General features: G+C 59.3%; 19 protein-coding genes and 1 pseudogene. 4 read left to right on the forward strand and 16 right to left on the reverse strand.

What is annotated here, in order from left to right; all coding sequences use genetic code 11:
- The first annotated feature begins 195 nt into the window (after positions 1-195).
- Entirely contained in the window at positions 196-849 is a 654-nt protein-coding gene (locus EL18_RS05915; protein WP_036484113.1) for a MarC family protein, read from the forward strand.
- A 76-nt stretch (positions 850-925) separates the two neighbouring features.
- Here EL18_RS05915 and EL18_RS05920 read toward each other — a convergent pair whose 3' ends face one another.
- A complete protein-coding gene (locus EL18_RS05920) occupies positions 926-1,417 on the reverse strand; it encodes a hypothetical protein (RefSeq protein WP_036480776.1) in 492 nt (163 codons plus the stop codon).
- A 30-nt stretch (positions 1,418-1,447) separates the two neighbouring features.
- Positions 1,448-1,948, reverse strand: coding sequence for a single-stranded DNA-binding protein (locus EL18_RS05925; RefSeq protein WP_036480779.1), 501 nt, complete (start codon positions 1,946-1,948; stop codon positions 1,448-1,450).
- Between the two features lie 746 nt (positions 1,949-2,694).
- Between EL18_RS05925 and uvrA the strand changes: the two genes are divergently transcribed.
- The gene (gene uvrA / locus EL18_RS05930) at positions 2,695-5,613 is read left to right on the forward strand and encodes an excinuclease ABC subunit UvrA (protein ID WP_036480781.1); all 2,919 of its coding nucleotides are present in this window, start codon (positions 2,695-2,697) and stop codon (positions 5,611-5,613) included.
- A 10-nt stretch (positions 5,614-5,623) separates the two neighbouring features.
- On the opposite strand, the gene lpxB is transcribed toward uvrA, so the two are convergent.
- The 14 genes and pseudogenes from lpxB to EL18_RS06000 all read right to left on the reverse strand — a co-directional run bounded on the left by lpxB (position 5,624) and on the right by EL18_RS06000 (position 19,765).
- On the reverse strand, positions 5,624-6,772 hold the full coding sequence (gene lpxB / locus EL18_RS05935) for a lipid-A-disaccharide synthase (protein WP_036484116.1): 1,149 nt from the start codon (positions 6,770-6,772) through the stop codon (positions 5,624-5,626).
- Between the two features lie 11 nt (positions 6,773-6,783).
- Positions 6,784-7,680 carry an LpxI family protein gene (locus tag EL18_RS05940; protein ID WP_036480784.1) on the reverse strand — a complete coding sequence of 299 codons (897 nt, stop codon included), beginning with the start codon at positions 7,678-7,680 and terminating at the stop codon, positions 6,784-6,786.
- Positions 7,649-8,488 (reverse strand): acyl-ACP--UDP-N-acetylglucosamine O-acyltransferase, encoded by an 840-nt coding sequence (gene lpxA / locus EL18_RS05945; RefSeq protein ID WP_036480786.1) that lies wholly within the window; start codon positions 8,486-8,488, stop codon positions 7,649-7,651. Before lpxA ends, EL18_RS05940 begins: the two co-directional genes overlap by 32 nt.
- A 14-nt stretch (positions 8,489-8,502) precedes the next feature.
- Positions 8,503-8,964: a 3-hydroxyacyl-ACP dehydratase FabZ gene (gene fabZ / locus EL18_RS05950; RefSeq protein WP_036480788.1), complete on the reverse strand. Its 462-nt coding sequence runs from the start codon at positions 8,962-8,964 to the stop codon at positions 8,503-8,505.
- On the reverse strand, positions 8,957-10,015 hold the full coding sequence (lpxD, locus tag EL18_RS05955) for a UDP-3-O-(3-hydroxymyristoyl)glucosamine N-acyltransferase (protein WP_036480791.1): 1,059 nt from the start codon (positions 10,013-10,015) through the stop codon (positions 8,957-8,959). The genes fabZ and lpxD overlap by 8 nt, the downstream gene beginning before the upstream one ends.
- 55 nt (positions 10,016-10,070) lie before the next feature.
- Positions 10,071-12,434 (reverse strand): outer membrane protein assembly factor BamA, encoded by a 2,364-nt coding sequence (bamA, locus tag EL18_RS05960; RefSeq protein WP_036480793.1) that lies wholly within the window; start codon positions 12,432-12,434, stop codon positions 10,071-10,073.
- Between the two features lie 246 nt (positions 12,435-12,680).
- Positions 12,681-13,793, reverse strand: coding sequence for an RIP metalloprotease RseP (gene rseP / locus EL18_RS05965; protein WP_036480795.1), 1,113 nt, complete (start codon positions 13,791-13,793; stop codon positions 12,681-12,683).
- A gap of 90 nt (positions 13,794-13,883) precedes the next feature.
- A complete protein-coding gene (locus EL18_RS05970; RefSeq protein WP_244444523.1) occupies positions 13,884-14,741 on the reverse strand; it encodes a phosphatidate cytidylyltransferase in 858 nt (285 codons plus the stop codon).
- Positions 14,738-15,496: pseudogene (locus EL18_RS05975) on the reverse strand (isoprenyl transferase); the annotation flags it as partial. The pseudogene EL18_RS05975 and the gene EL18_RS05970, both read right to left, overlap by 4 nt.
- Positions 15,495-16,055: a ribosome recycling factor gene (gene frr / locus EL18_RS05980; RefSeq protein WP_036480800.1), complete on the reverse strand. Its 561-nt coding sequence runs from the start codon at positions 16,053-16,055 to the stop codon at positions 15,495-15,497. The gene frr and the pseudogene EL18_RS05975, both read right to left, overlap by 2 nt.
- A gap of 19 nt (positions 16,056-16,074) precedes the next feature.
- Positions 16,075-16,809, reverse strand: coding sequence for a UMP kinase (gene pyrH / locus EL18_RS05985; RefSeq protein WP_081871207.1), 735 nt, complete (start codon positions 16,807-16,809; stop codon positions 16,075-16,077).
- A gap of 126 nt (positions 16,810-16,935) precedes the next feature.
- Positions 16,936-17,859: a translation elongation factor Ts gene (gene tsf, locus EL18_RS05990; protein ID WP_036480804.1), complete on the reverse strand. Its 924-nt coding sequence runs from the start codon at positions 17,857-17,859 to the stop codon at positions 16,936-16,938.
- Between the two features lie 122 nt (positions 17,860-17,981).
- Positions 17,982-18,767 carry a 30S ribosomal protein S2 gene (rpsB, locus tag EL18_RS05995; RefSeq protein WP_036480806.1) on the reverse strand — a complete coding sequence of 262 codons (786 nt, stop codon included), beginning with the start codon at positions 18,765-18,767 and terminating at the stop codon, positions 17,982-17,984.
- Between the two features lie 164 nt (positions 18,768-18,931).
- Positions 18,932-19,765, reverse strand: coding sequence for a cell envelope integrity EipB family protein (locus EL18_RS06000; protein WP_036480808.1), 834 nt, complete (start codon positions 19,763-19,765; stop codon positions 18,932-18,934).
- 108 nt (positions 19,766-19,873) lie between these two features.
- Here EL18_RS06000 and EL18_RS06005 point away from each other — a divergent pair, with 108 nt between their 5' ends.
- Complete coding sequence (locus EL18_RS06005) at positions 19,874-20,338, forward strand: RidA family protein (RefSeq protein ID WP_036480810.1); 465 nt, start codon at positions 19,874-19,876, stop codon at positions 20,336-20,338.
- A gap of 4 nt (positions 20,339-20,342) precedes the next feature.
- Positions 20,343-21,056 (forward strand): glycerophosphodiester phosphodiesterase, encoded by a 714-nt coding sequence (locus tag EL18_RS06010; protein ID WP_036480812.1) that lies wholly within the window; start codon positions 20,343-20,345, stop codon positions 21,054-21,056.
- The last annotated feature ends 12 nt before the right edge of the window (positions 21,057-21,068 follow it).

Here is a 21,068-nt window from a genome sequence, read left to right on the forward strand (position 1 = left end):
TCCAATTTTGCCGGCCTTCAACCACAGCTTATTTTGCCAACGATATCAGGTAGATATGGGTTGGCCTGTGGACGAAAGCGAAGAAATGAGGCAAAGCTTGCGCGCAAGCGGTCAAAAATCGCTCAAACACGCGCTGCCAAGCAGTCAGCAAATCAGGAATTGCCGGCTGAAAGCCGGTCGGGATTGGAGCTTTTCATGCCGGGTTTTGAAGCCATGCTGAACGCGCTTGTAACCTTGCTCGTGACGGTGGACCCACCCGGCCTTGCACCGCTCTTTCTGGGCGTAACCGCCGGCATGAACCGGGCAGAGCGCGGTCAGGTGGCGGTGCGTGCCTGCCTGATCGGACTTCTCGTGCTGACCGTGTTCGCATTGGCAGGAAGCGTGATCCTGTCCGTTCTCGGCATCACGCTGCCGGCCTTTCGCGTCGCCGGCGGAGTGCTTTTGTTCTGGATTGCGTTCGAGATGATTTTCGAGCGTCGGCAGGAGCGCCATGAGAAGAGCGCCAAACGCGCCATCACCCGCGACGAGATCCACAATATTGCTGCTTTCCCGCTGGCCATACCGCTGATTGCGGGCCCAGGCGCGATCTCCGCCTCGGTGCTGCTGTCGGGCGAGTTTTCCGACCCACTGGGGAAAGCAGCTCTCTTCGGCATCATCGCGCTGGTCCTCCTGATCACCTATTCGGTATTCGTACTGGCCGAGCGCGTTGATGCCTTTCTGGGAGAGACCGGCCGCTCAATCCTTACACGGCTGCTTGGCGTCCTTCTGGCAGCACTTGCGGTGCAGTTTGTCTCCGACGGCATAAAGGATCTTTTCCAGCTCGCGGGTGCGACGGCAGCTGGCGGATAGCAAGCCCAGGACAATCGATAGCTGCCACCGCGCGAAGCCGAGAAAGGCGTTCAGCGGCTTGTCGGAAAATATCTGATTAAGACTTTTCCACCGGCATCATGAGACGCAAAACGGGCGCGCCCTGGAGGATGGCAGGCGCGGTATATTCCTCACGGTGATGCAGCACACGTCTCGCCCATTGCAGGCCCTGCGCCTCTATCCAATCAGACATGGACTGGTAATGGGAAAAGACGTCGCCGTCTTCCGCGCCGTGCCAGGCGGTGGCGAATGACATGCGGGGAAAGTCGTGCCCGCGCATGTCCTCATGGCTGACATGGGCAGCCAAGGCGGCAGGCAGCGCGACCAGATATCGAAAGCCGTACGGACGGTCGTTCCGGGAGATGCCGATGAGACCGCTATGCTCGTATTCGCCACCATCTTCACCGACAGCAGCCACGGCCTTCTGCCTCAACGCCTCCATCAGCGAGATGACCTTCTTCACCTCGCCTCGCGCAGCCTCCTCATGGGAACCCTGCCAGATCATCCCGAACAGGGTCTGTGCGTCACGCTCAGTCAGTTCGAAATTCATTGGCAGACTCCCCGTGGGCGACTTTGAGGATCAGAACGGGATTTCGTCGTCCAGATCGCGGGAGTAGCCACCGCCCCCGCCGCCACCGGAGGGTTCAGCGGGGCTGGACTGGCCGAAATCGGAGCGCTGGCCACCGCCACCGCCGCCGCCATAGCCGATCTGGTTGTCGCCGCCCTGCCCGCGCGTATCGAGCATCTGCAGCTCGCCGCGGAATTTCTGCAGCACGACTTCCGTCGTGTAACGGTCCTGGCCCTGCTGGTCCTGCCACTTGCGTGTCTGCAGCTGACCTTCCAGATAAACCTTGGCGCCCTTCTTCAGATACTGCTCGGCGACCTTTGCAAGATTGTCGTTGAAGATCACGACATTGTGCCACTCGGTGCGTTCCCGGCGTTCGCCCGTACCGCGGTCGCGCCAGGTTTCAGAGGTGGCGATGCGCAGATTGACAACCGGATCGCCAGAATTGAGGCGGCGGATCTCGGGATCGGCACCAAGATTGCCGACCAGTATGACTTTATTGACGCTGCCTGCCATTGCCCAACTCCACTCAAATTCAGCCTTCGCCGCTCCATGCGGCACTTCCGTTGCGACATACTCTAAAGGAATTCAAACGCTGCAGCCGCAAATGCTGCGACTGACACCCGCTTCGTCCACAAATCTTTCGTTCTTATTTTGTTCTAGGCCATCCCGCTTCATCAGACAAGAGGAGATGGAATGGCTTCAATAAGGAACCTCGCAAAAAAGCCCTGTAGCCAATCAAGACTGACAGGGCTTTTTCGGTCTTCTGACCTATGCCGGCCTCTAGCCGGATCTAATCTTGGCGGAACTCCGCCTTCATGTTTAACCAGCGATGTGTTTTGAAGCGCCGTCTGCGCATTGCCATGCCTGGCATTGTCGCGACTGAAACCGGTTTGCGGCAGGTCGGCGTGGCTCTATTCAGTGACAGAGCCTTTAGCAACAGTCAGGTGGAGTCATGCCTCACTCCCAGATCCACTACCTTCGGGCAGCCATGTCACCGTCTCGGGCTTGTCCGGCAACGCAGGCTGTAAGATGAAGAGTGCTACCAACATCACCTCGCGTCAAGAAGTCGCCTGAAAATGTGATCGATAATGTCAGGAGACTGTTCCTTCTTTGTTCTTTTTACTTGCCTCAGGGCATGTAAACACGCAAAAGAATGGCAGCCATGCGCATGTGACCATCGACATCGCTCAGCACCTACCTACATGAGGCAAGGCTGAGTTTAGGCTTATTGCAATAGATCTACAAGGCAGCGACGGGGCATGCCCGAGAACAAGCACATCACCATACGCGGCGCGCGCGAGCATAATCTCAAGAATGTGGATCTTGATCTTCCGCGCGAAAAGCTGATCGTCATGACCGGCCTTTCTGGATCGGGCAAGTCCTCGCTTGCATTCGACACGATCTATGCCGAAGGCCAGCGGCGCTATGTCGAAAGTCTGTCGGCCTATGCGCGCCAATTCCTCGAAATGATGCAGAAGCCCGATGTCGATCAGATCGATGGCCTTTCGCCGGCGATCTCCATCGAGCAGAAGACGACGTCGAAAAACCCGCGCTCAACCGTGGGGACGGTCACCGAGATCTACGATTACATGCGCCTGCTGTTTGCGCGTGTGGGCATTCCCTATTCGCCCGCGACCGGGCTTCCGATCGAGAGCCAGACCGTCAGCCAGATGGTCGACCGTGTCCTCGAATTCGAGGAAGGCACGCGGCTCTACATCCTCGCGCCCATCGTTCGTGGCCGCAAGGGCGAGTATCGCAAGGAACTGGCGGACCTGCAGAAGCGCGGTTTCCAGCGGGTGAAAGTGGACGGCACGTTTTACGAGATCGCTGATGTTCCAGCACTCGACAAGAAGTACAAGCACGATATCGACGTGGTCGTGGACCGTATCGTCGTGCGTGACGACATGGCGACGCGGCTGGCGGATTCGATGGAAACCTGTCTCACGCTTTCGGGTGGCCTGGCGGTCGCCGAATTTGCCGACAAGCCGCTTCCCGAAGACGAGACTTCAAGCGGCGGTTCTGCGAACAAGTCGAAGAACGAAACGCATGAGCGGGTCGTCTTCTCGGAAAAGTTTGCCTGCCCGGTTTCGGGCTTCACGATCTCGGAGGTCGAGCCACGCCTCTTTTCGTTCAACAACCCTGCCGGTGCCTGTCCCACTTGCGACGGGCTGGGCAGCCAGCGCGACGTCGACACGGATCTCGTCATTCCCGATGAGAACGCAATTCTGCGTGAAGGAGCCATCGCGCCCTGGGCGAAAAGCACGTCACCCTATTACCTGCAGACGCTGGAAGGGCTCGGCAAGCAATTCGGTTTCAAGGTTTCGAACCGCTGGAAAGAACTGTCGCCGGAAGCGCGCAAGGCCGTACTGCATGGTACCGGCACGAAGAAGATCGCATTCGATTACAATGACGGCTTGCGCAGCTATCGCACGACGAAACCGTTCGAAGGGGTAATAACCAATCTTCAGCGGCGCTGGAAGGAAACGGAATCGGCTTGGATGCGCGAGGAAATCGAGCGTTACATGTCCGCCCATCCCTGTCCCGCCTGTAGCGGCTACCGCCTCAAGCCCGAGGCACTGGCCGTCAAGATCGACGGACTCCATATCGGCGAAGTTACCGCCAAATCCATCAAGAATGCGCGCGAATGGTTCGACGCACTTCCTGCACGTCTGAACGACAAGCAGAACGAGATCGCTGCCCGCATCCTCAAGGAGATTCGCGAGCGGCTGGTCTTCCTGAACGATGTCGGCCTCGACTATCTGTCGCTTTCGCGCAATTCGGGCACCTTGTCGGGTGGTGAAAGCCAGCGCATCCGCCTTGCCTCACAGATCGGGTCCGGTCTGACCGGCGTTCTCTACGTGCTCGACGAGCCATCAATCGGCCTGCACCAGCGCGACAATGACCGGCTATTGTCGACGCTTCGACATCTGCGCGACCTCGGCAACACCGTGATCGTGGTCGAGCATGACGAGGATGCCATTCTGACGGCCGACCATGTGGTGGACATTGGTCCTGCTGCCGGTGTTCATGGCGGGCGCATCATAGCGGAAGGAACCCCTGCCGAAATCATGGCCAATCCCAATTCGCTCACCGGCAAGTATCTGACCGGTGCAATGGGCATTGCGAAACCGGAGAAACGCCGCGAAATCTCGAAGAAGCGGCGCGTTCGCGTGGTCGGTGCGCGCGGCAACAACCTGAAAGACGTCACAGCGGACATTCCGCTTGGCACTTTTGCATGCGTGACCGGCGTTTCAGGTGGCGGCAAGTCGACATTCCTCATCGAAACCCTCTTCAAGGCGGCTTCGCGCCGCATAATGGGCAGCCGGGAGCATCCTGCCGAGCATGACCGGATCGAGGGTCTGGAGTTTCTCGACAAGGTCATCGACATCGACCAGTCGCCCATCGGGCGTACACCGCGCTCCAATCCGGCAACCTATACCGGTGCCTTCACACCGATCCGCGACTGGTTTGCCGGCCTGCCGGAAGCCAAGGCGCGCGGATACCAGCCAGGGCGGTTCTCGTTCAACGTGAAGGGCGGGCGCTGTGAAGCCTGTCAGGGTGATGGTGTCATCAAGATCGAGATGCACTTCCTGCCCGATGTCTACGTCACCTGCGATGTCTGTCACGGCAAGCGCTACAATCGCGAGACGCTGGAAGTTACCTTCAAGGGCAAGTCGATTGCAGATGTTCTTGAGATGACTGTCGAGGAAGGCGTCGAGTTTTTCGCCGCGGTCCCCGGTGTACGCGACAAGCTTGCCACCCTTGCACGCGTGGGGCTTGGCTATATCCACATCGGCCAGCAGGCCACCACACTTTCAGGCGGCGAGGCGCAGCGCATCAAGCTTGCCAAGGAGTTGTCGAAACGCGCGACCGGCAAGACGCTCTACATCCTCGACGAGCCCACCACCGGCCTGCATTTCCATGATGTCGCCAAGCTTCTGGAAGTGCTGCATGAACTGGTGGATCAGGGCAATACGGTTGTCGTGATCGAGCACAATCTGGAGGTGATCAAGACAGCCGACTGGATTCTGGACCTTGGGCCGGAAGGTGGTGACGGTGGTGGTGAACTGGTTGCTGCCGGCTCGGTCGAGGAAGTGATCGCGGAGCCTCGCAGCTATACCGGTCATTTCCTGAAGGAACTTCTGGAGCGCCGCCCGGCCAAGCAGGCTGCCGAATAGGCAGCCGCTTTCAGCGCGACAACAGGTTCAGCACCGCTTTTGCCGCCAGTTCGCCCGAAGGCTCAGGTGTGGACAATGCGGCTGCGACCTGGGCAAATCCCTCGCGCTGTGCCTGCCGTGTGGGCGTATCCTCCCACAACTGTTCGGTAAGGCGCGCGAGATATTCCGGCCGCACGAAGTCGTCGAAGAATTCCGGCACGACCGGCCAGCCCGCGATGAGATTGGGCAGAGACGCCGACCAGACCGTGATCATGGATATCAGCATGCGCGCGAGCGGGTCTGTCTTGTAGCAGCTTGCGAAGGGTATCCGGGCAAGCGCCAGTTCAAGGGCAACGGTTCCCGAACATGCAAGGGCCGCATCTGCTTGTGCGAAAGCCCGCCACTTTTCCTGTTCATCCAAGATGATCCGCGGGGCAACGACCCAGTCCCGGGTCCCCTGCTCCACCAGCTTTTCCACATGGGGCACGGTTGGCAGGAGAAGTTCGAATTCATGCCCGCGATCGGCGAGCTGTTTCACCGTCTGGCCAAAGGGCTTGAGCAGCTTCGTTACTTCGCCGCGGCGGGAACCGGGCAGGACAAGCAGGTTTTTCCTGGCTGAGTGAACCTTTGGTGGACGTGCGAGTTGCTCATGGGCTGCGGCCAGGAGATTGCTGTCCGCATTAAGCCGGTGTCCGACATATGTTCCTGCCGGCCCGTCCAGTTCCCGCAGGACCTTCGGTTCGAATGGTAGCAGGCACAGGATATGATCCACATACGGCTTCATCTGGGCCGCACGGCCCGGGCGCCATGCCCAGACACTGGGGCACACATAGTGCACAATGGGCAGATCCGGCCTGGCTTCATGAACACGGCGTGCGACACGCAGCGCGAATTCGGGGCTATCGATCGTGATGAGGCATTCGGGTCTCGCCTCGACGATTGCGGAAGCAGTCTGGCGAATTCGACGAAGCAGACGCGGCAAATCCCGAATGATTGCCGAAACCCCCATCAATGCGATTTCCTCGGAGCGGAAGAGGCTCTTCAGCCCGAGCGCCTGAAGATTGCGGCCACCCACACCGACAAGCTCTACCTTTCTGCCGGACTGGCGTTCGAGCGCCGAGACGAGATCCGCGCCGAGGATGTCTCCCGACTCCTCGCCGGCGACAATTGCAATGCGCATGGGCTGATCGCTCAATTATCGCTCTCCCGCATCCCCAGCACGAACAGGCCCAGTTCATCTGCACGCTTTATCGTTTCTGCCATGTCGAGCACCATTGCCCGCTCCGCATCCACGGCTATGCCCGACAGGCCGGCCTGTGCTGCATCCACTATGGTTTGCGGGCCGATGGCGGGAAGGTCAGCACGGGCATCCTGTTGCGGTTTGGCACATTTTGCCAGCACGCCGCCTCTGGCACCGGCAAGACGCCCATGATCGCGCAATGCTTTCATGCGCTCAAGGAGACCATCGGTACCTTCTATACCTTCGAGCGCAACAGCGCGTCCGCCTACCGCAATGGCAGCCTGCCCTATATCGAGGGAACCGATTGCTCTTGCCGCTTCAGCCGCGGCCTTGATGTCGCGCAGGTCATTTCGGTTTGGCCTGACGCGACCCAGTGGGCCTGCAGGTGCCAGCAGATCAGGTGCGATCTCGTGCGCACCGACAACCTTGATGCCACGGCTTTCGATAAATCCGATAACCGCGCGCAGCAGCCCGTCATCCCCTTGCGCATAGGCCTTTATCAGGCGTGGAAGCTGCAGAAGGAAGGCTGGCGGAAAGCGCAATTGGCGCAATGGCGGTCGCGTGGCAACACCCCCGGCCAGGACGAGCCGGTCGACCCCCAGTCTGGAAAGTTCCGGGAGCATCAATGCCAACCGGGCCGGCGGAACCGGTCGTATATCGAGCTCCGCATAGTCTGATGGTTTGGCCTCGCCTTCTATCGCGACGATATATGGCTTTTCACCTTGCCGAAGCAGCGCGTCGACCACCTGGCGGGGCAGCATGCCGCTACCGGCGACCACGGCGACGCGTCCGCCTTCTTGCTTCCTGTTTGCCGCCTCAGCCCTCGGCCGCATCTGCATCTTCATCATCGCCGGACCGTCCGCGCGGCGGTACGGTGAAATGCCGTTTCTCCTGGCCACGAACGAATGAGAGCATGTCATCCACGACCGCGGAACCAGCGAAGGATTCCTCGACGCGGGCAATATTTGCCGCCATCGGCGCTGATGGATCGAACAGGATGCGGTAAGCCTTGCGCAACGCGGATAGTTCGCTTCGCGCCATGCCGGACCGCTTCATGCCGACCACATTTAGACCCCGCAGCTTTGCGCGATCACCGACAGCCATGCCGTAGGGTATGACATCGCCGACCACCGCTGCAAAACCGCCGAGGAAGGCGTGATGGCCCACACGCACGAACTGATGAACGGCGGCATAGCCCGACAGGATGACGCCGTCCCCGATTTCGGAATGCCCGCCCAGCCCGGCGTAATTGGCCATGGTGACCTTGTTGCCGACGATACAGTCATGCGCCACATGGCTATAGGCCATCAGGTAGCAGTCATCACCGACCACGGTCGTACCGCGCCCTTTTTCGGTGCCCCGGTGGATGGTCATGCCTTCGCGGATGATGCAATTTCGCCCCACCGACAAGGTGGTCGGTGCACCGTCATATTTCAGATCCTGCGGCGGCCCGCCGAGCGCGGCACCAGGATGGATCTCGCAGCCTTCGCCAATGGTGGTATGCCCCTGGATGCTGACATGTCCGACAAGGACAACATCATCCTTGAGCACCACATCGCAGCCGATATGGCAGAAGGGCCCGATACGCACGCCTGCGCCAATTTCCGCGCCTTCTTCTATGACCGCGCTTGGATGGATCTGTGTGCGAGCTGACATCAAGGAATGCGCCTTCAGTCCTTGCCCGACATCATCGCGGAAATGGTCGCTTCGGCAACCTTCGTGCCGTCAACCTTGGCCTCGCAGGCGAACTTCCAGATATTGCCCCGCTGCTTCTGCTTCTGCACGTGGATTTCCAGGCGATCACCCGGCACCACCGGCTTGCGGAACTTGGCGTTGTCGATGGTCATGAAATAAACCACCGATGGCTGTTCGTCGCCTGCACTCTTGATGCAAATCGCGCCAGCCGTCTGAGCCATGGCTTCAACAATCAACACGCCGGGCATGACAGGCTGTCCGGGAAAATGTCCCATGAAGTGCGGCTCGTTGAAAGTAACGTTCTTGATGCCGACGGCTGAGTTGTCGGCGTCGATATTCTCGATCCGGTCGACCAGAAGGAAAGGATAGCGGTGCGGAAGCGCCTCAAGAAGTCCCAGGATATCGAGGCTGTTAAGCTTTTCACTCGCGTCAGTCATTGCGCTTCTTTCCCTTGTTCTTTTCCTCAACAAGACCGCGTAACGCGGCGATCTCACGGAATGCCTGGCGCATGGGCTGTGCAGGCGAACCTGCCCAGCGCTCGCCGGCTGGAATATCGTTCATCACACCGCTGGAAGCGGCCAGCTGGACGCGGTCGCCAATCGTGATGTGATCAGCAATGCCGACGCGGCCGCCCAGCATCACATAATCGCCGATCACGACCGAGCCGGACAGACCGCAATGGCCGGCGATCACGCATCCCCGACCGATGCGCACATTATGCGCGACCTGCACGAGATTATCGATCTTGGTACCCTCGCCGATGATCGTATCGGACAAGGCACCGCGATCAACCGTCGTATTGGCACCGATCTCGACATCATCCTGGATGACAACGCGCCCGATCTGCGGGTTCTTCTCGAGGCCTTTCGGTCCGGGCAAAAAGCCGAACCCGTCCTGGCCGACCTGCACGCCGCCATGGAGTATGACGCGATCCCCCAGAAGTGCGTGCTGCACACTCGTATTGGGTCCGATGAAACAGTCGCGTCCGATGCGTGTGCCGGGACCGACGACGGCGTTCGGCGCAACCACCGTGCCAGAACCGATCTGCACATTCGCACCGAGGACTGCGCCGGCTTCGACCGTTGCGCCCTGCTCCACGACCGCGGAATCGGCAATGACGGCGCGGGGCGAGATGCCGATCTCACCAGTCATGGGATGCGGACGGACCGCTTGCGGATAGAGAAGACGCCCAACAGCGGCGAATACCATCTGCGGCTTGTCGGTGACGAGCACGGCAACGCCACTGGGTACGGACGCCACATGCTGCTGGCTGCACAGGATTGCTGCCGCATTCAGGGACTGGAGGTCGGGGTTCTTGCGCTTCGGATCGATGAAAACCAACGCGCCCTCGCCGCCTTCAGCGACAGGTGCGAGATGCGTGATCACGTTTGGCGCAGAGCGATCATCTGCGAGTTGCGCGCCCGTAAGCGCTGCAATTTCGCCCGCCTGATAGTGGCGGGCGGGGCTGAAAAACACCGGATCGTTCATAAATGCCTTTCGCCCGGGCGCTTCTCGCCCCCGGGCTTGGACTTGTTTCGCGCGACTAGAACCGGGTGGAGATACCGAAGTTCCAGTTCTGAATACGGTCGGTGTCTTCCTTGACCACCGGCTCGGCATAATCCACGCGCAGCGGACCGAATGGCGAAGCCCAGATCAAGCTGGCACCGACGGAAGCACGCCATGCCATGTCCGTTCCACCAACATCCGCGCTGGTGTAGTCGCTGCCGTAAAGCGTTGCCGCATCAGCAAATACCGCACCACGCAGACCGAAGCTTTCAGGAATGATCGGCATCGGGAACTGCGCTTCCACCGTACCGTGGAAATAGGTGGTGCCGCCGAGATAGTCACGGCCGCCGCTGGATGTCGTCTCGTATGGACCGATACCGTTGTATTTGAAGCCACGGATCATGCGGTCATTGCTGTTGAACTGGTCGAAGATGCGTAGTTTCTCGTCCCCGATCGCTGCGATGTGACCACCACCAACGGTAACGAGACCGACCAGATCGAGCTCGTCGGAGAGCATCTGGTAGTAGTTGGCGCGACCGGTAACCTTCACAAATTTCGCGTCACCGCCAAGGCCCGCAACTTCTGTCGTGATATTGGCATAAATGCCTTCACGCGGGCTCTGCAGATTGTCGATCGTGTTGTAGACGAGCGAACCGCTGACGGAAGACTTCTTCCAGGTACCCTGCCCGATGGCTTGATCTACGGCGGTGGAAACATCCGCGCTGTCGTAGTCATCGCCACGCGTATACTCTTCCTGAGAGTAGTTGTATGCGAGCTGTGCGGTCAGCGCCTCGGTGATCGGGAGGCCGAAGCGAACCGTCGCACCGGTGGTCTCGCGATCATAGATGTCCTGATCCGACGAGTTGGAGAAGGTCCGCGTGTTGCGGAATACATCGAAACCAGCGGCAATCCGGCGACCGAGGAAATAAGGCTCGGTGAAGGAGAAGCTGTAGTCGCGAGAATCCTCGCCACCCGAAGCCGAGAGCTTGATGAACTGGCCGCGGCCTAGGAAGTTGCGCTCGGTGACCGAACCCTGCAGCGAGAACCCGCCGCCGGAAGAATCACCGGTGGTGTAGCCTGCACCGATTGAGAATTCACCGGTGGACTTCTCGACAACATCGACCACCAGAACAACCTGGTCAGGCTGGGAGCCCGGAACGGTCGCGATATTGACAACCTGGAAGTAGTTCAGGCGCTCGAGACGCTTCTTGGCGCGCTGCACGAGAACCTGGTTGAAGGCATCACCTTCCGACAGGTCGAACTCGCGGCGGATAACGTAGTCGCGCGTGCGGTTGTTGCCGCGGATCTCGATGCGCTCGATATAGGCGCGCGTGCCTTCGTCCACGGAATAGACAACCGAGATCGTCCGATTCTCGAAGTCGCGGCTGCCGCGGGGCGTCACTTCCGCGAAGGCATAGCCAAGGCCGGCCACTTCTTCGGTAAGTGCGATAATGCTGTTCTCCACATCCTCGGCACTGTAGGTGCCGCCGGCACGCGTCTGGATCACGCGCTGAAGGGTCTGGGTGTCAACACCGGGAATCGTCGTCTCGATCGCGACGTCGGAGAAGGTGTAACGCTGCCCTTCCTCGATCGTGAAGGTAACGTTGTACTCGTTGTCGGCACCGAGATTGCCCGAGGAGGAGATGATGCGGAAATCCGCATAGCCGCGATTGTAATAGAAGCGGCGCAGAGCTTCCTCATCCGCGCGCAGACGGTTCTCGTCATAGATATCGTCGCGCATCAGGAACGAAAGGAAGTTGGACTGCTTGGTCGAAACCACGTCACGCAGACGGCGATCGCTGAAGGCATTGTTGCCAACAAAGCTGATCGAACCGATCTTGGTGCGGCCGCCTTCCTGAACCTCATAGACCACATTGACGCGGCCATCAGCCAGTTCCTGGACGCGCGGCGTCACAGTCGCCTCATCGCGGCCAATCTTGCTGTAGGCATCGCGGATCGCCTGGGCATCGGCTTCCATGGCCGTGTTCGAGAAGGCAGCGCGCGGACGCAGCTGAACGGCCTGCTCGAGGTTGCGGTCCTTGATCTTCTTGTTGCCCTGGAACAGCACCTGGTTGACGATGGCGTATTCATCAACGGTCACGACAAGCGTGGAGCCCTGCTGCGTCACGGAGACGTCAGCAAAAAGGCCGGTGTTGAAAAGCTGCTTCACAGCCTCGCTCAGATCAGCCTGGGTGAAGGACTGTCCGGGCGTGATGCCTACGTAGTTGCGAATGGTCTCGGCATCGACGCGCCGATTCCCGCGCACCTCGATCCGGCTTACTGTTGCGGCGTCCGCAACGGATACCGCCGCAAGCTGCACAGCAACCGCGCCAGACATGACCATTCCGGCCGAGAGCGCTACCGCCGATACGGCGCACATGAAACTGGAAGCTGCCTTCATTGGGCCTTAAAACCTTCTATTCTCGTTATCCCCGGGCGAGAAATCCGGACAAGCGGGCAATGTGCCTACGGTAATAGCCGGATTTTCCATACACGCAAGGGATCTGGTTAATTTGCGTTTACGAAACTCAGCTTCGTGACCGTAGAGCCACGCTAATCTCCCGCCTTGGTAAACACTCTCACAACAATCACAACCCTGGAGCAAGCTAGGCCTGCCTGATTCCCGCAGCAACATACTCGCTTGGCTCTAGCAACCAAAGAGGTCGTTCCAGAAAACAAACCCCATAAATGCGAGCACGACCAGCATGCCAACGCGATAAAACTGCTCCATGACCTGCTCCGACACCGGTCGGCGCATCACGGCCTCCAAGCCGTAGAACATCAGGTGCCCGCCATCAAGCGGTGGAATGGGCAAAAGATTGAGAATGCCGATACCAACGGACAGCAGCGCGACCAACTGTATCAGCCATTCGAAGCCGAGCGTCGCAGCCTTGCCAGCCATGTCAGCAATCTTGACCGGCCCTCCCAGCTGGCAGCGGTCCTCGCGCCCCGTCACAAGGCGTTTCATGAACTGACCGGTGCGCAACATGATGAAACCGGTTTCCGCGACGCCTTCCTTCAGCGCCTCGAGGGGGCCGAATTCCACGCGGCGGAACTGTCCCAGCTCCTCATTGTTGACGACGCCGATCACGCCGATCTTGACCGTGTTGCCAAGCGCGTCCTTCTGCTCAACGATTTCCGGCGTTGCAGTAACCTCTACCTCTTCGCCCTCACGCACCAGCGTTATGCGCAACGGATCACCTGCCCTGCCCGAGACGAGCCGCTGCACATCGGAAAATGTTTCGACGCGTGTCCCCTCCACTGCGAAGAAGCGATCGCCAGGCTGGATGCCGGCTTCAGCTGCAGGACTGTCGGGGCGCACTTCGGCCACCATGGGTTCGGAAACGAATTTCCCGAACATGGCAAACATCACGGTGAAGACGGCAATCGTCAGGAGGAAATTGAATAAAGGACCGGCGAAAACCGTTGCCGCGCGTTTCCAGACAGGTTGCGTATGGAAGGCGACCTTGCGCTCTTCCTCGCTCAGATTGTCGTCTGCCGCATCGGGACGGCTTGTCACTGACATGTCGCCCGCAAACTTCACGTATCCGCCCAGCGGGATAGCCGAGAGCTTCCATCGCGTGCCGCGACGATCATTGAAGCCGAAAAGTTCCGGCCCGAAACCAATGGAGAAAGCCCGCACGCCGATACCGCACCAGCGCCCCACAAGATAGTGACCCATCTCGTGGACGAAGACGACTATGGTCAGCACGAAAAGAAATGGCAGGATCGTGCCAAGCATGAAGTTCATCAACCACATGAGTGAAGCGGTAATTTCGGCCAAACCAGTTTCCTGTCACCAACTCGATTTTCAGAACCGGCTCCTGAGTCGAGCCGGGAGGGGTACCACCTACTGACCCAACAGGCCGTCGGGCAGCGTACCCGCGAAGCCTGCCAGCGCCAGTGCCGCGTAGAGCAGCAAGGCAGCAGCAATCAATCCATCAACACGATCCATCACGCCACCATGACCGGGAATCAGCCTTCCTGAATCCTTGACGCCGGTGCGCCGCTTCAGAGCCGATTCGAACAGGTCGCCGGCCTGTGACATGATGGAAAGCGCCACCGCCAGTATTGCTGCGAATATCAGAGCGGAACCGGATATGCCCATTACCTGAATGAGCGCCACGCCTGCCACCGCAGCTCCAACGGTTCCACCCACCGCCCCGCTCCAGGTCTTTCCGGGCGAGATGCTTGGTGCAAGCTTCGGTCCGCCAATCGCACGCCCGACGAAATAGGCCACGATGTCCGTCGCCCAGACCACGGCGTAAAGATAAAGCACGATGATGAGGCCATCCATCGTGTCATTGCGCAGTGTCGCGATTGCCAGCGCAGGCAAGGCCGCATAGGCAACCCCATAGGCGTTCCAGAACCGGACATTGCTGCCCATGGCGTGCAACCCAACCAGAAGGCTTGCAAGTGCAATGCCGATCACGACCACCCAGTCAGGCAGGCCGATCACCAGTGGTGCCAGGGAAGCCACCAGTGCACCCCAGCCGATCAGTCGGTTGTCACGTGGCAATGTCGGCTTCATGCCCGTCCATTCATAGTAGACAAGCAGTGCCAACAGCACAGCGAACAGCCGGTAAGTCACACCACCCAGGAAGGTTGCAAACAGCACAATCACTGCCATGACCAGCGCGGAAAGGGCTCTCACGCGCAGATCGCTCTTCGGTTTCGCCATAGGTTGGGCGGCCGGCTCACTGGTCATAATGCTGCTTCCTGTACCCCGACACCGCCGTAACGGCGGTCACGGCCGGCATAGATCTCCAATGCATCTGCCAGATGGTCGTGGCCGAAATCCGGCCAGTTCACCGGCAGGAACACGAATTCCGAATAGGCCGCCTGCCAAAGCAGGAAGTTTGAAAGACGCTGCTCGCCGCTCGTGCGCAAGATCAGGTCCGGGTCAGGAATATCTGCAGTATCAAGCGCGCCCGCCATGCGTTCGGGGGTTATATCGCTCGGGTCCAGTTCGCCCCTGGCAACCTGGCGGGCAAGCTTCTCGGCCGCGCGCGCCAGTTCGTCACGGGACCCGTAATTGAACGCGACGACCAGCGTCATGTTGGTGTTGTCGACCGTCAGGCTTTCGGCCTCCTCAAGAAGGCGCAGGATATCCGGTGCCAGCCCCTCGCGGCGCCCGAGAATGCGGACGCGAACACCGTTTCTGTGGAGATCCGCCAGATCGCGGCGAATGAAATGCTTCAGGAGTCCCATCAGGTCATTGATCTCGGCCTTGGGACGAGACCAGTTTTCAGACGAAAACGCGTAGACCGTCAAATAGGTGATGCCCAAATCACCCGCCGCACGAACGGTGCGGCGCAGCGCTTCGACGCCCGCGCGATGGCCGGCGGAACGGGGCAAACCACGCGCCTTCGCCCAGCGTCCGTTACCGTCCATTATGATTGCCACATGCGCAGGCGTCATGAATGCTCCCTGTATGGTGCGAGTTGCCGCGCCTGCGGCACTACACCTGCATGATTTCCGCTTCCTTGGTCGTCAGCAGCTTGTCGATTTCCTTTATGCGGTCATCGACCATTTTCTGCACGCGGTCGGACTGCTGGCGATGTTCATCCTCACTGATGTCACCATCCTTCTCGGCCTTCTTGAGCTGCTCCATTCCGTCGCGGCGCACATGGCGGGCTGCGACGCGGGCATTCTCGGCATATTGATGTGCAATCTTCACCAGTTCCTTGCGGCGCTCTTCGTTGAGCTCCGGCAAAGGAATACGCAGCGTGTTGCCATCGACAATCGGGTTGAAGCCCAGATTGGACTCGCGGATTGCCTTGTCCACGGCCTGCACCATGGACTGATCCCAAATCGACACCGAAATCATCCGCGGTTCCGGGACGGAGACGGTTCCCACCTGGCTGATCGGCATGGAGGAACCATAGGCCTCGACATGGATCGGGTCGAGCAGATTGGCGGATGCGCGCCCCGTGCGCAGCGATGCCAGATCATGCTTGAATGCATTCACCGCGCCATCCATGCGGCGCGACAAGTCGTTGAAATCTATACCATCAGGCATGTTACTCTCCCCTTAGGCCTTAATGCGGGTCAGCTTGCGCGGCATCTTCTACCACGGTGCAGTGCCCGCCGCCTTTCAGAATGGCTCCGAACCCGCCTTCTTCGTGAATCGAGAAAACGATTATCGGAATGTGGTTCTCGCGTGCAAGGGCGATTGCCGCGGTGTCCATGACTGCAAGACCATCGGCCATCACCTGCTGGTGGCTGATGCGCTCGTAGCGGGTTGCAGCCGGGTCCTTTTTCGGATCAGCCGAATAGACGCCATCCACCTGCGTGCCCTTGAACAAGGCGTCGGCACCGATTTCTGCAGCGCGCAATGCGGCGGCCGAATCGGTGGTGAAGAACGGGTTGCCCGTCCCGCCGGCGAAGATGACGACCTTGCCCTGGTTCATATAGGTGGTTGCCTGGCGCTGTGAAAAGCTTTCGCAAAGCTCTGGCATTGCAATGGCTGACAAGACCACAGCCTCGACGCCGATCTTCACCAGGGAGGTGCGCAGTGCGAGCGAATTGATGACCGTTGCCAACATACCCATATGGTCGCCGGTCACGCGATCGCCGCCCTTGGAGGCAACTGCCACACCCCGGAAAATGTTGCCGCCGCCGATGACGACACCGACTTCCACGCCAAGCGAGCGTGCTTCGGCGATGTCTCTTGCGATGCGGTCGACGACCGAAACGTCAATACCGAAGCCCTGGCTTCCCATCAGCGCCTCGCCCGAGGCTTTCAGTACAACGCGGCGATAGCGTGTGGTCACGATCTGCTCCCTGTCCGGCACGACCCGGCACGAATTGCGCGAACCGGGCTATCATTTCCTTGTCGCCTACACGAAGGGCACCGCGTTGTCACGCGATGCCCTTTGTTTAACTCAGCAATGAGTTGCTTACTTCTTTACGGCCGCAGCCACTTCTGCCGCGAAATCCGATTCTTCCTTCTCGACACCCTCACCGAGAGCGAAGCGAACGAAGCTGACGATCTTTGCCGGAGCGCCGATCTCCTTCTCGGCTTCGGCAAGCGCCTGCTCGACGGTCTGGTCAGGATTGACGACGAAAGCCTGCTTCATGAGCACAACTTCCTCGAAGAACTTGCGCATGCGGCCTTCCACCATCTTCTCGATGATGTTTTCCGGCTTGCCGGACTGGCGTGCCTGGTCGGAGAAGATCTCCTTCTCGCGAGCAACGGCTGCCGGATCGACTTCAGCCTCGGAAAGAGCCAGAGGGTTGATTGCAGCTACATGCATCGCAACCTGACGACCGAATGCGCGAGCAGCATCCGCATTGCCTTCGGTCTCGATGGCAACGAGAACGCCGATCTTGCCAAGGCCGTCTGCAGCAGCGTTGTGGATGTAGCTGGCAACAGCACCCTTCTCCACGGAAAGCTTGGCCGAGCGGCGCAGGGACATGTTCTCACCGATCGTGGCGATTGCGTCCTTGATGGTATCCGAAACGGACTTGCCGGAAGCCGGATAGTCGGCGGCGGCTACCGCATCAACCGAACCATCGGTAGAGAGCGCAACCTGTGCGACGTTCTTCACCAGTTCCTGGAAGGCGTCGTTGCGAGCAACGAAGTCGGTCTCGGAGTTGATCTCGACGACCACGGCGCTGTTGTCATCGGCTGCAACGCCGATCAGGCCTTCAGCTGCCGTACGGCCAGCCTTCTTGTCAGCCTTGGAGATACCCTTCTTGCGCAGCCAGTCGACAGCTGCTTCCAGGTCGCCGCCCGTTTCCGCCAGTGCCGTCTTGCAGTCCATCATGCCTGCGCCAGTCATCTCGCGCAGTTCTTTGACCTGTGCCGCTGAAATGCTCATTGTCGCCTCTTCAATATCAAATTGCGTGAACGGCCGGGCATTGGATGCACCGGCCGCTTGATGAACGGGGGCAATCGAGCCCCCGCACTACCATTTGTGTGAACCTCAAGAGAGGCCCACTATCAGCCGTTTTTCGCCTCTTCGGCAGCCGGAGCTTCTTCAAGAGCAGCTTCGGCCGGAGCCTCTTCCATGGCGCCCATATCCATGCCGAGCGCGCCCTGCTGGCGCTCGATGCCATCGATGGCAGCCTTGGCGATGAGGTCGCAATACAGAGCAATTGCACGCGATGCGTCGTCATTGCCCGGAATCGGGTAGTCGACAATGTCGGGATCGCAGTTGGAGTCGGTGATGGCGACAACCGGGATACCAAGGCGGCGTGCTTCCTGAATGGCAATCGCTTCCTTGTTGGTGTCGATCACGAACATCATGTCGGGCGTGGAGCCCATGTCGCGGATACCGCCGAGAGCACGCTCGAGCTTGTCGCGCTCGCGCTCGAGGTTCAGACGCTCTTTCTTGGTGAAGCCGGAAGCATCGCCTGCCAGCAGTTCGTCAAGACGACGCAGGCGCTGGATGGAGTGCGAAATCGTCTTCCAGTTCGTCATCATGCCGCCAAGCCAGCGGGAGTTGACGTAGTACTGGGCGGAACGACGTGCGGAATCTGCAACGATCTCGGAAGCCTGACGCTTGGTGCCGACGAACAGAACGCGGCCACCCTTGGCGACGGTGTCGGAAACAGCCTTCAGCGCCTGATGCAGCAGCGGAACGGTCTGGCTGAGATCGAGAATGTGAATATTGTTGCGGGCACCAAAGATGTAAGGGCCCATTTTCGGGTTCCAGCGGTGAGTCTGGTGGCCGAAGTGAACGCCGGCCTCGAGGAGCTGGCGCATGCTGAAATCAGGCAATGCCATTTTCTTTTTCCTTTCCGGTTAGCCTCCGCGGATCATCAGGCGGTATTACCGCCACCGGGGGTGTCTGCCGGATTTCTCCCGACAGCTACCAAAATCCGCGTGTGGAATGGGCGCGCATATAGACCGATAAAGGCGCCGATGCAAGCACGCCCGGCATTTTGAGGCTATTTCGCCTCGACTTCGCACTCCCGATCCTCATCGAAGAGCTCGATATCAACGAGGTCGGCTTTCATGGAATAATCGGTGTAGCGGATGAGAAGATCGCGCTGGATGCCGTTCTCATGAAGCTTGAAGCTGACATTGTAATCGCTGACCTGCTCGCCGACGCTGTCATTGTCGAAATAGGCAGCGGTGACGGGGAAGAACTCATCTTCAGCCAGTTTCCCCAGCGCTTTGCGCTCGTCGTCGTCTTCGCCTACCGGGCGGGGCTTGCCAAGCACGACGGTTACATCGACTGCCTCTTCAACATATTCAGTCCCGTCAAAGACCCGGGTCTGATAGAAATTCTCTCCTTCAGCCGCTTTCGCCAGCAACTCCTTCAATTGCGCGATCGGGAAAAGGGCGGGCGCGAATTCGTGCTGCGCCTTCTGGGGGCCGGTATAGTCCACGACGGTCTTGCCCTCGCTCAGCCTGGCGGTGCCTTCAACCACATTCTCGTCATCCTGGTCGATGAAAGATTTCGTCACGAAACGGAAAGTCTCGCCCCTGGCATCCTCGAAGCTGGTAATGCGCTGGTCGATCATACGGGGCCCGTCGGTCATGGCGAAATGCATGACAATTCTCGATTTGACGGTGTAACCGACACACTCGGAGCCCGAAAATTCGAAGACCCACCTCCCCTTCAATGATTCGATATCCGCATCGTCGTTGCTTTCGGAAAGCCTCAGATCGTAGACGGCGCGGTGCGGCTGCAGCGCCTGGCTCGCGGCCGGGGCCGTCCCTGCGAACACAAGCACAAGGCCACCAACAGTCAGAGCTTCAAGGTGCATGCGGCGCATCAGCGGCCTCCCGTAACAAACCAGTTTATGTTATCGCGCTGACACACGCTTCTTCCCCTGTCATGGCAAAACAGAGGCGAAGCCGCAAATGCCGCGAAAGGAAAATTTATGGGCAACGAAATCGACAAGAGGCTGCTTGAACTTGGTGTGGAACTTCCAGAACCAGCTGCTCCTGCCGCGAATTATCTGCCTTTTTGCCAGTCAGGCAAGCTTCTCATCACATCCGGCCAGCTTCCCATGAAGGACGGAAAACTGATGGCAATGGGCCTTATCGGCCAGGAACTGGGGGTCGAAGCCGGCAAGCTTGCGGCGAAATGGTGTGCAGTGAACATTCTCGCCCAGGCGCGGGCCGCACTGGGCTCTCTCGAGAAGATTGAGCGGATCGTCAAGATCACCGTCTTCGTGGCCTCCACCCCCGATTTCACCGAACAGCACCTGATCGCAAATGGCGCGTCGGATTTCTTCGCAGCCGCCCTTGGCGAAAAAGGACGGCATGCGCGCTCGGCAGTTGGCGTTGCCTCACTGCCGCTGAACGCGCCGGTAGAGATCGAAGCCATAATCGAAACGGCCTGATCCGATGGTCCACTCATTGTCATGGTTGACGGAACTGCCCATTGCCCATCGTGGTCTTCATGATGGCAACCGGGAATGTTGGGAGAACAGCCTTGCAGCCTTTCGGGCTGCCATCGCCAACAACTACGCCATCGAATGCGATGTCAGGCTGAGTGCCGACAAGGTGCCTGTCGTTTTCCATGACAGTGATCTGAAGCGGCTTACAGGGGCCTCGGGGAAGCTATCATCGCTCGCTGCCAAGGAGGTGAAAGAGCTGACCCTTGGCGAAACGGACGAGAAAGTGCCCGGCGTTCGCGAACTCCTGGACCTTGTTTGCGGGCGCGTGCCGCTGATCATCGAGCTCAAAGGCGAGCGCGGCAGCGACAACGGCCTTGTTGAAGCAATGGTCGAACTGCTCAGCGACTATGACGGCCCTGCCGCTCTCATGAGCTTCGATCACTGGCTCATCCGAGACATGCAGCGTTATTGCGGTGACATCCCCTTTGGCCTCACCGCAGAAGGCACGAGCGAAGAAGCGTTCGCAGCACATCGCCAGATGCTTGAGACGGGTATCAGCTTCGTCTCGTACAATGTGAACCATCTGCCCAACGAATTCGTTCAGGATATACGCGACAGGCTTGGGCTGCCTGTCATCACCTGGACCGTACGCGACAAGGATGCAGCAGATCTGACATATGCGCATGCGGACCAGATCACCTTCGAGGGATTTCGCCCCTGACCCTAACCCTTC

It is taken from the genome of Nitratireductor basaltis (assembly GCF_000733725.1).
In the GTDB taxonomy this organism is placed as follows: Bacteria; Pseudomonadota; Alphaproteobacteria; order Rhizobiales; family Rhizobiaceae; genus Chelativorans; species Chelativorans basaltis.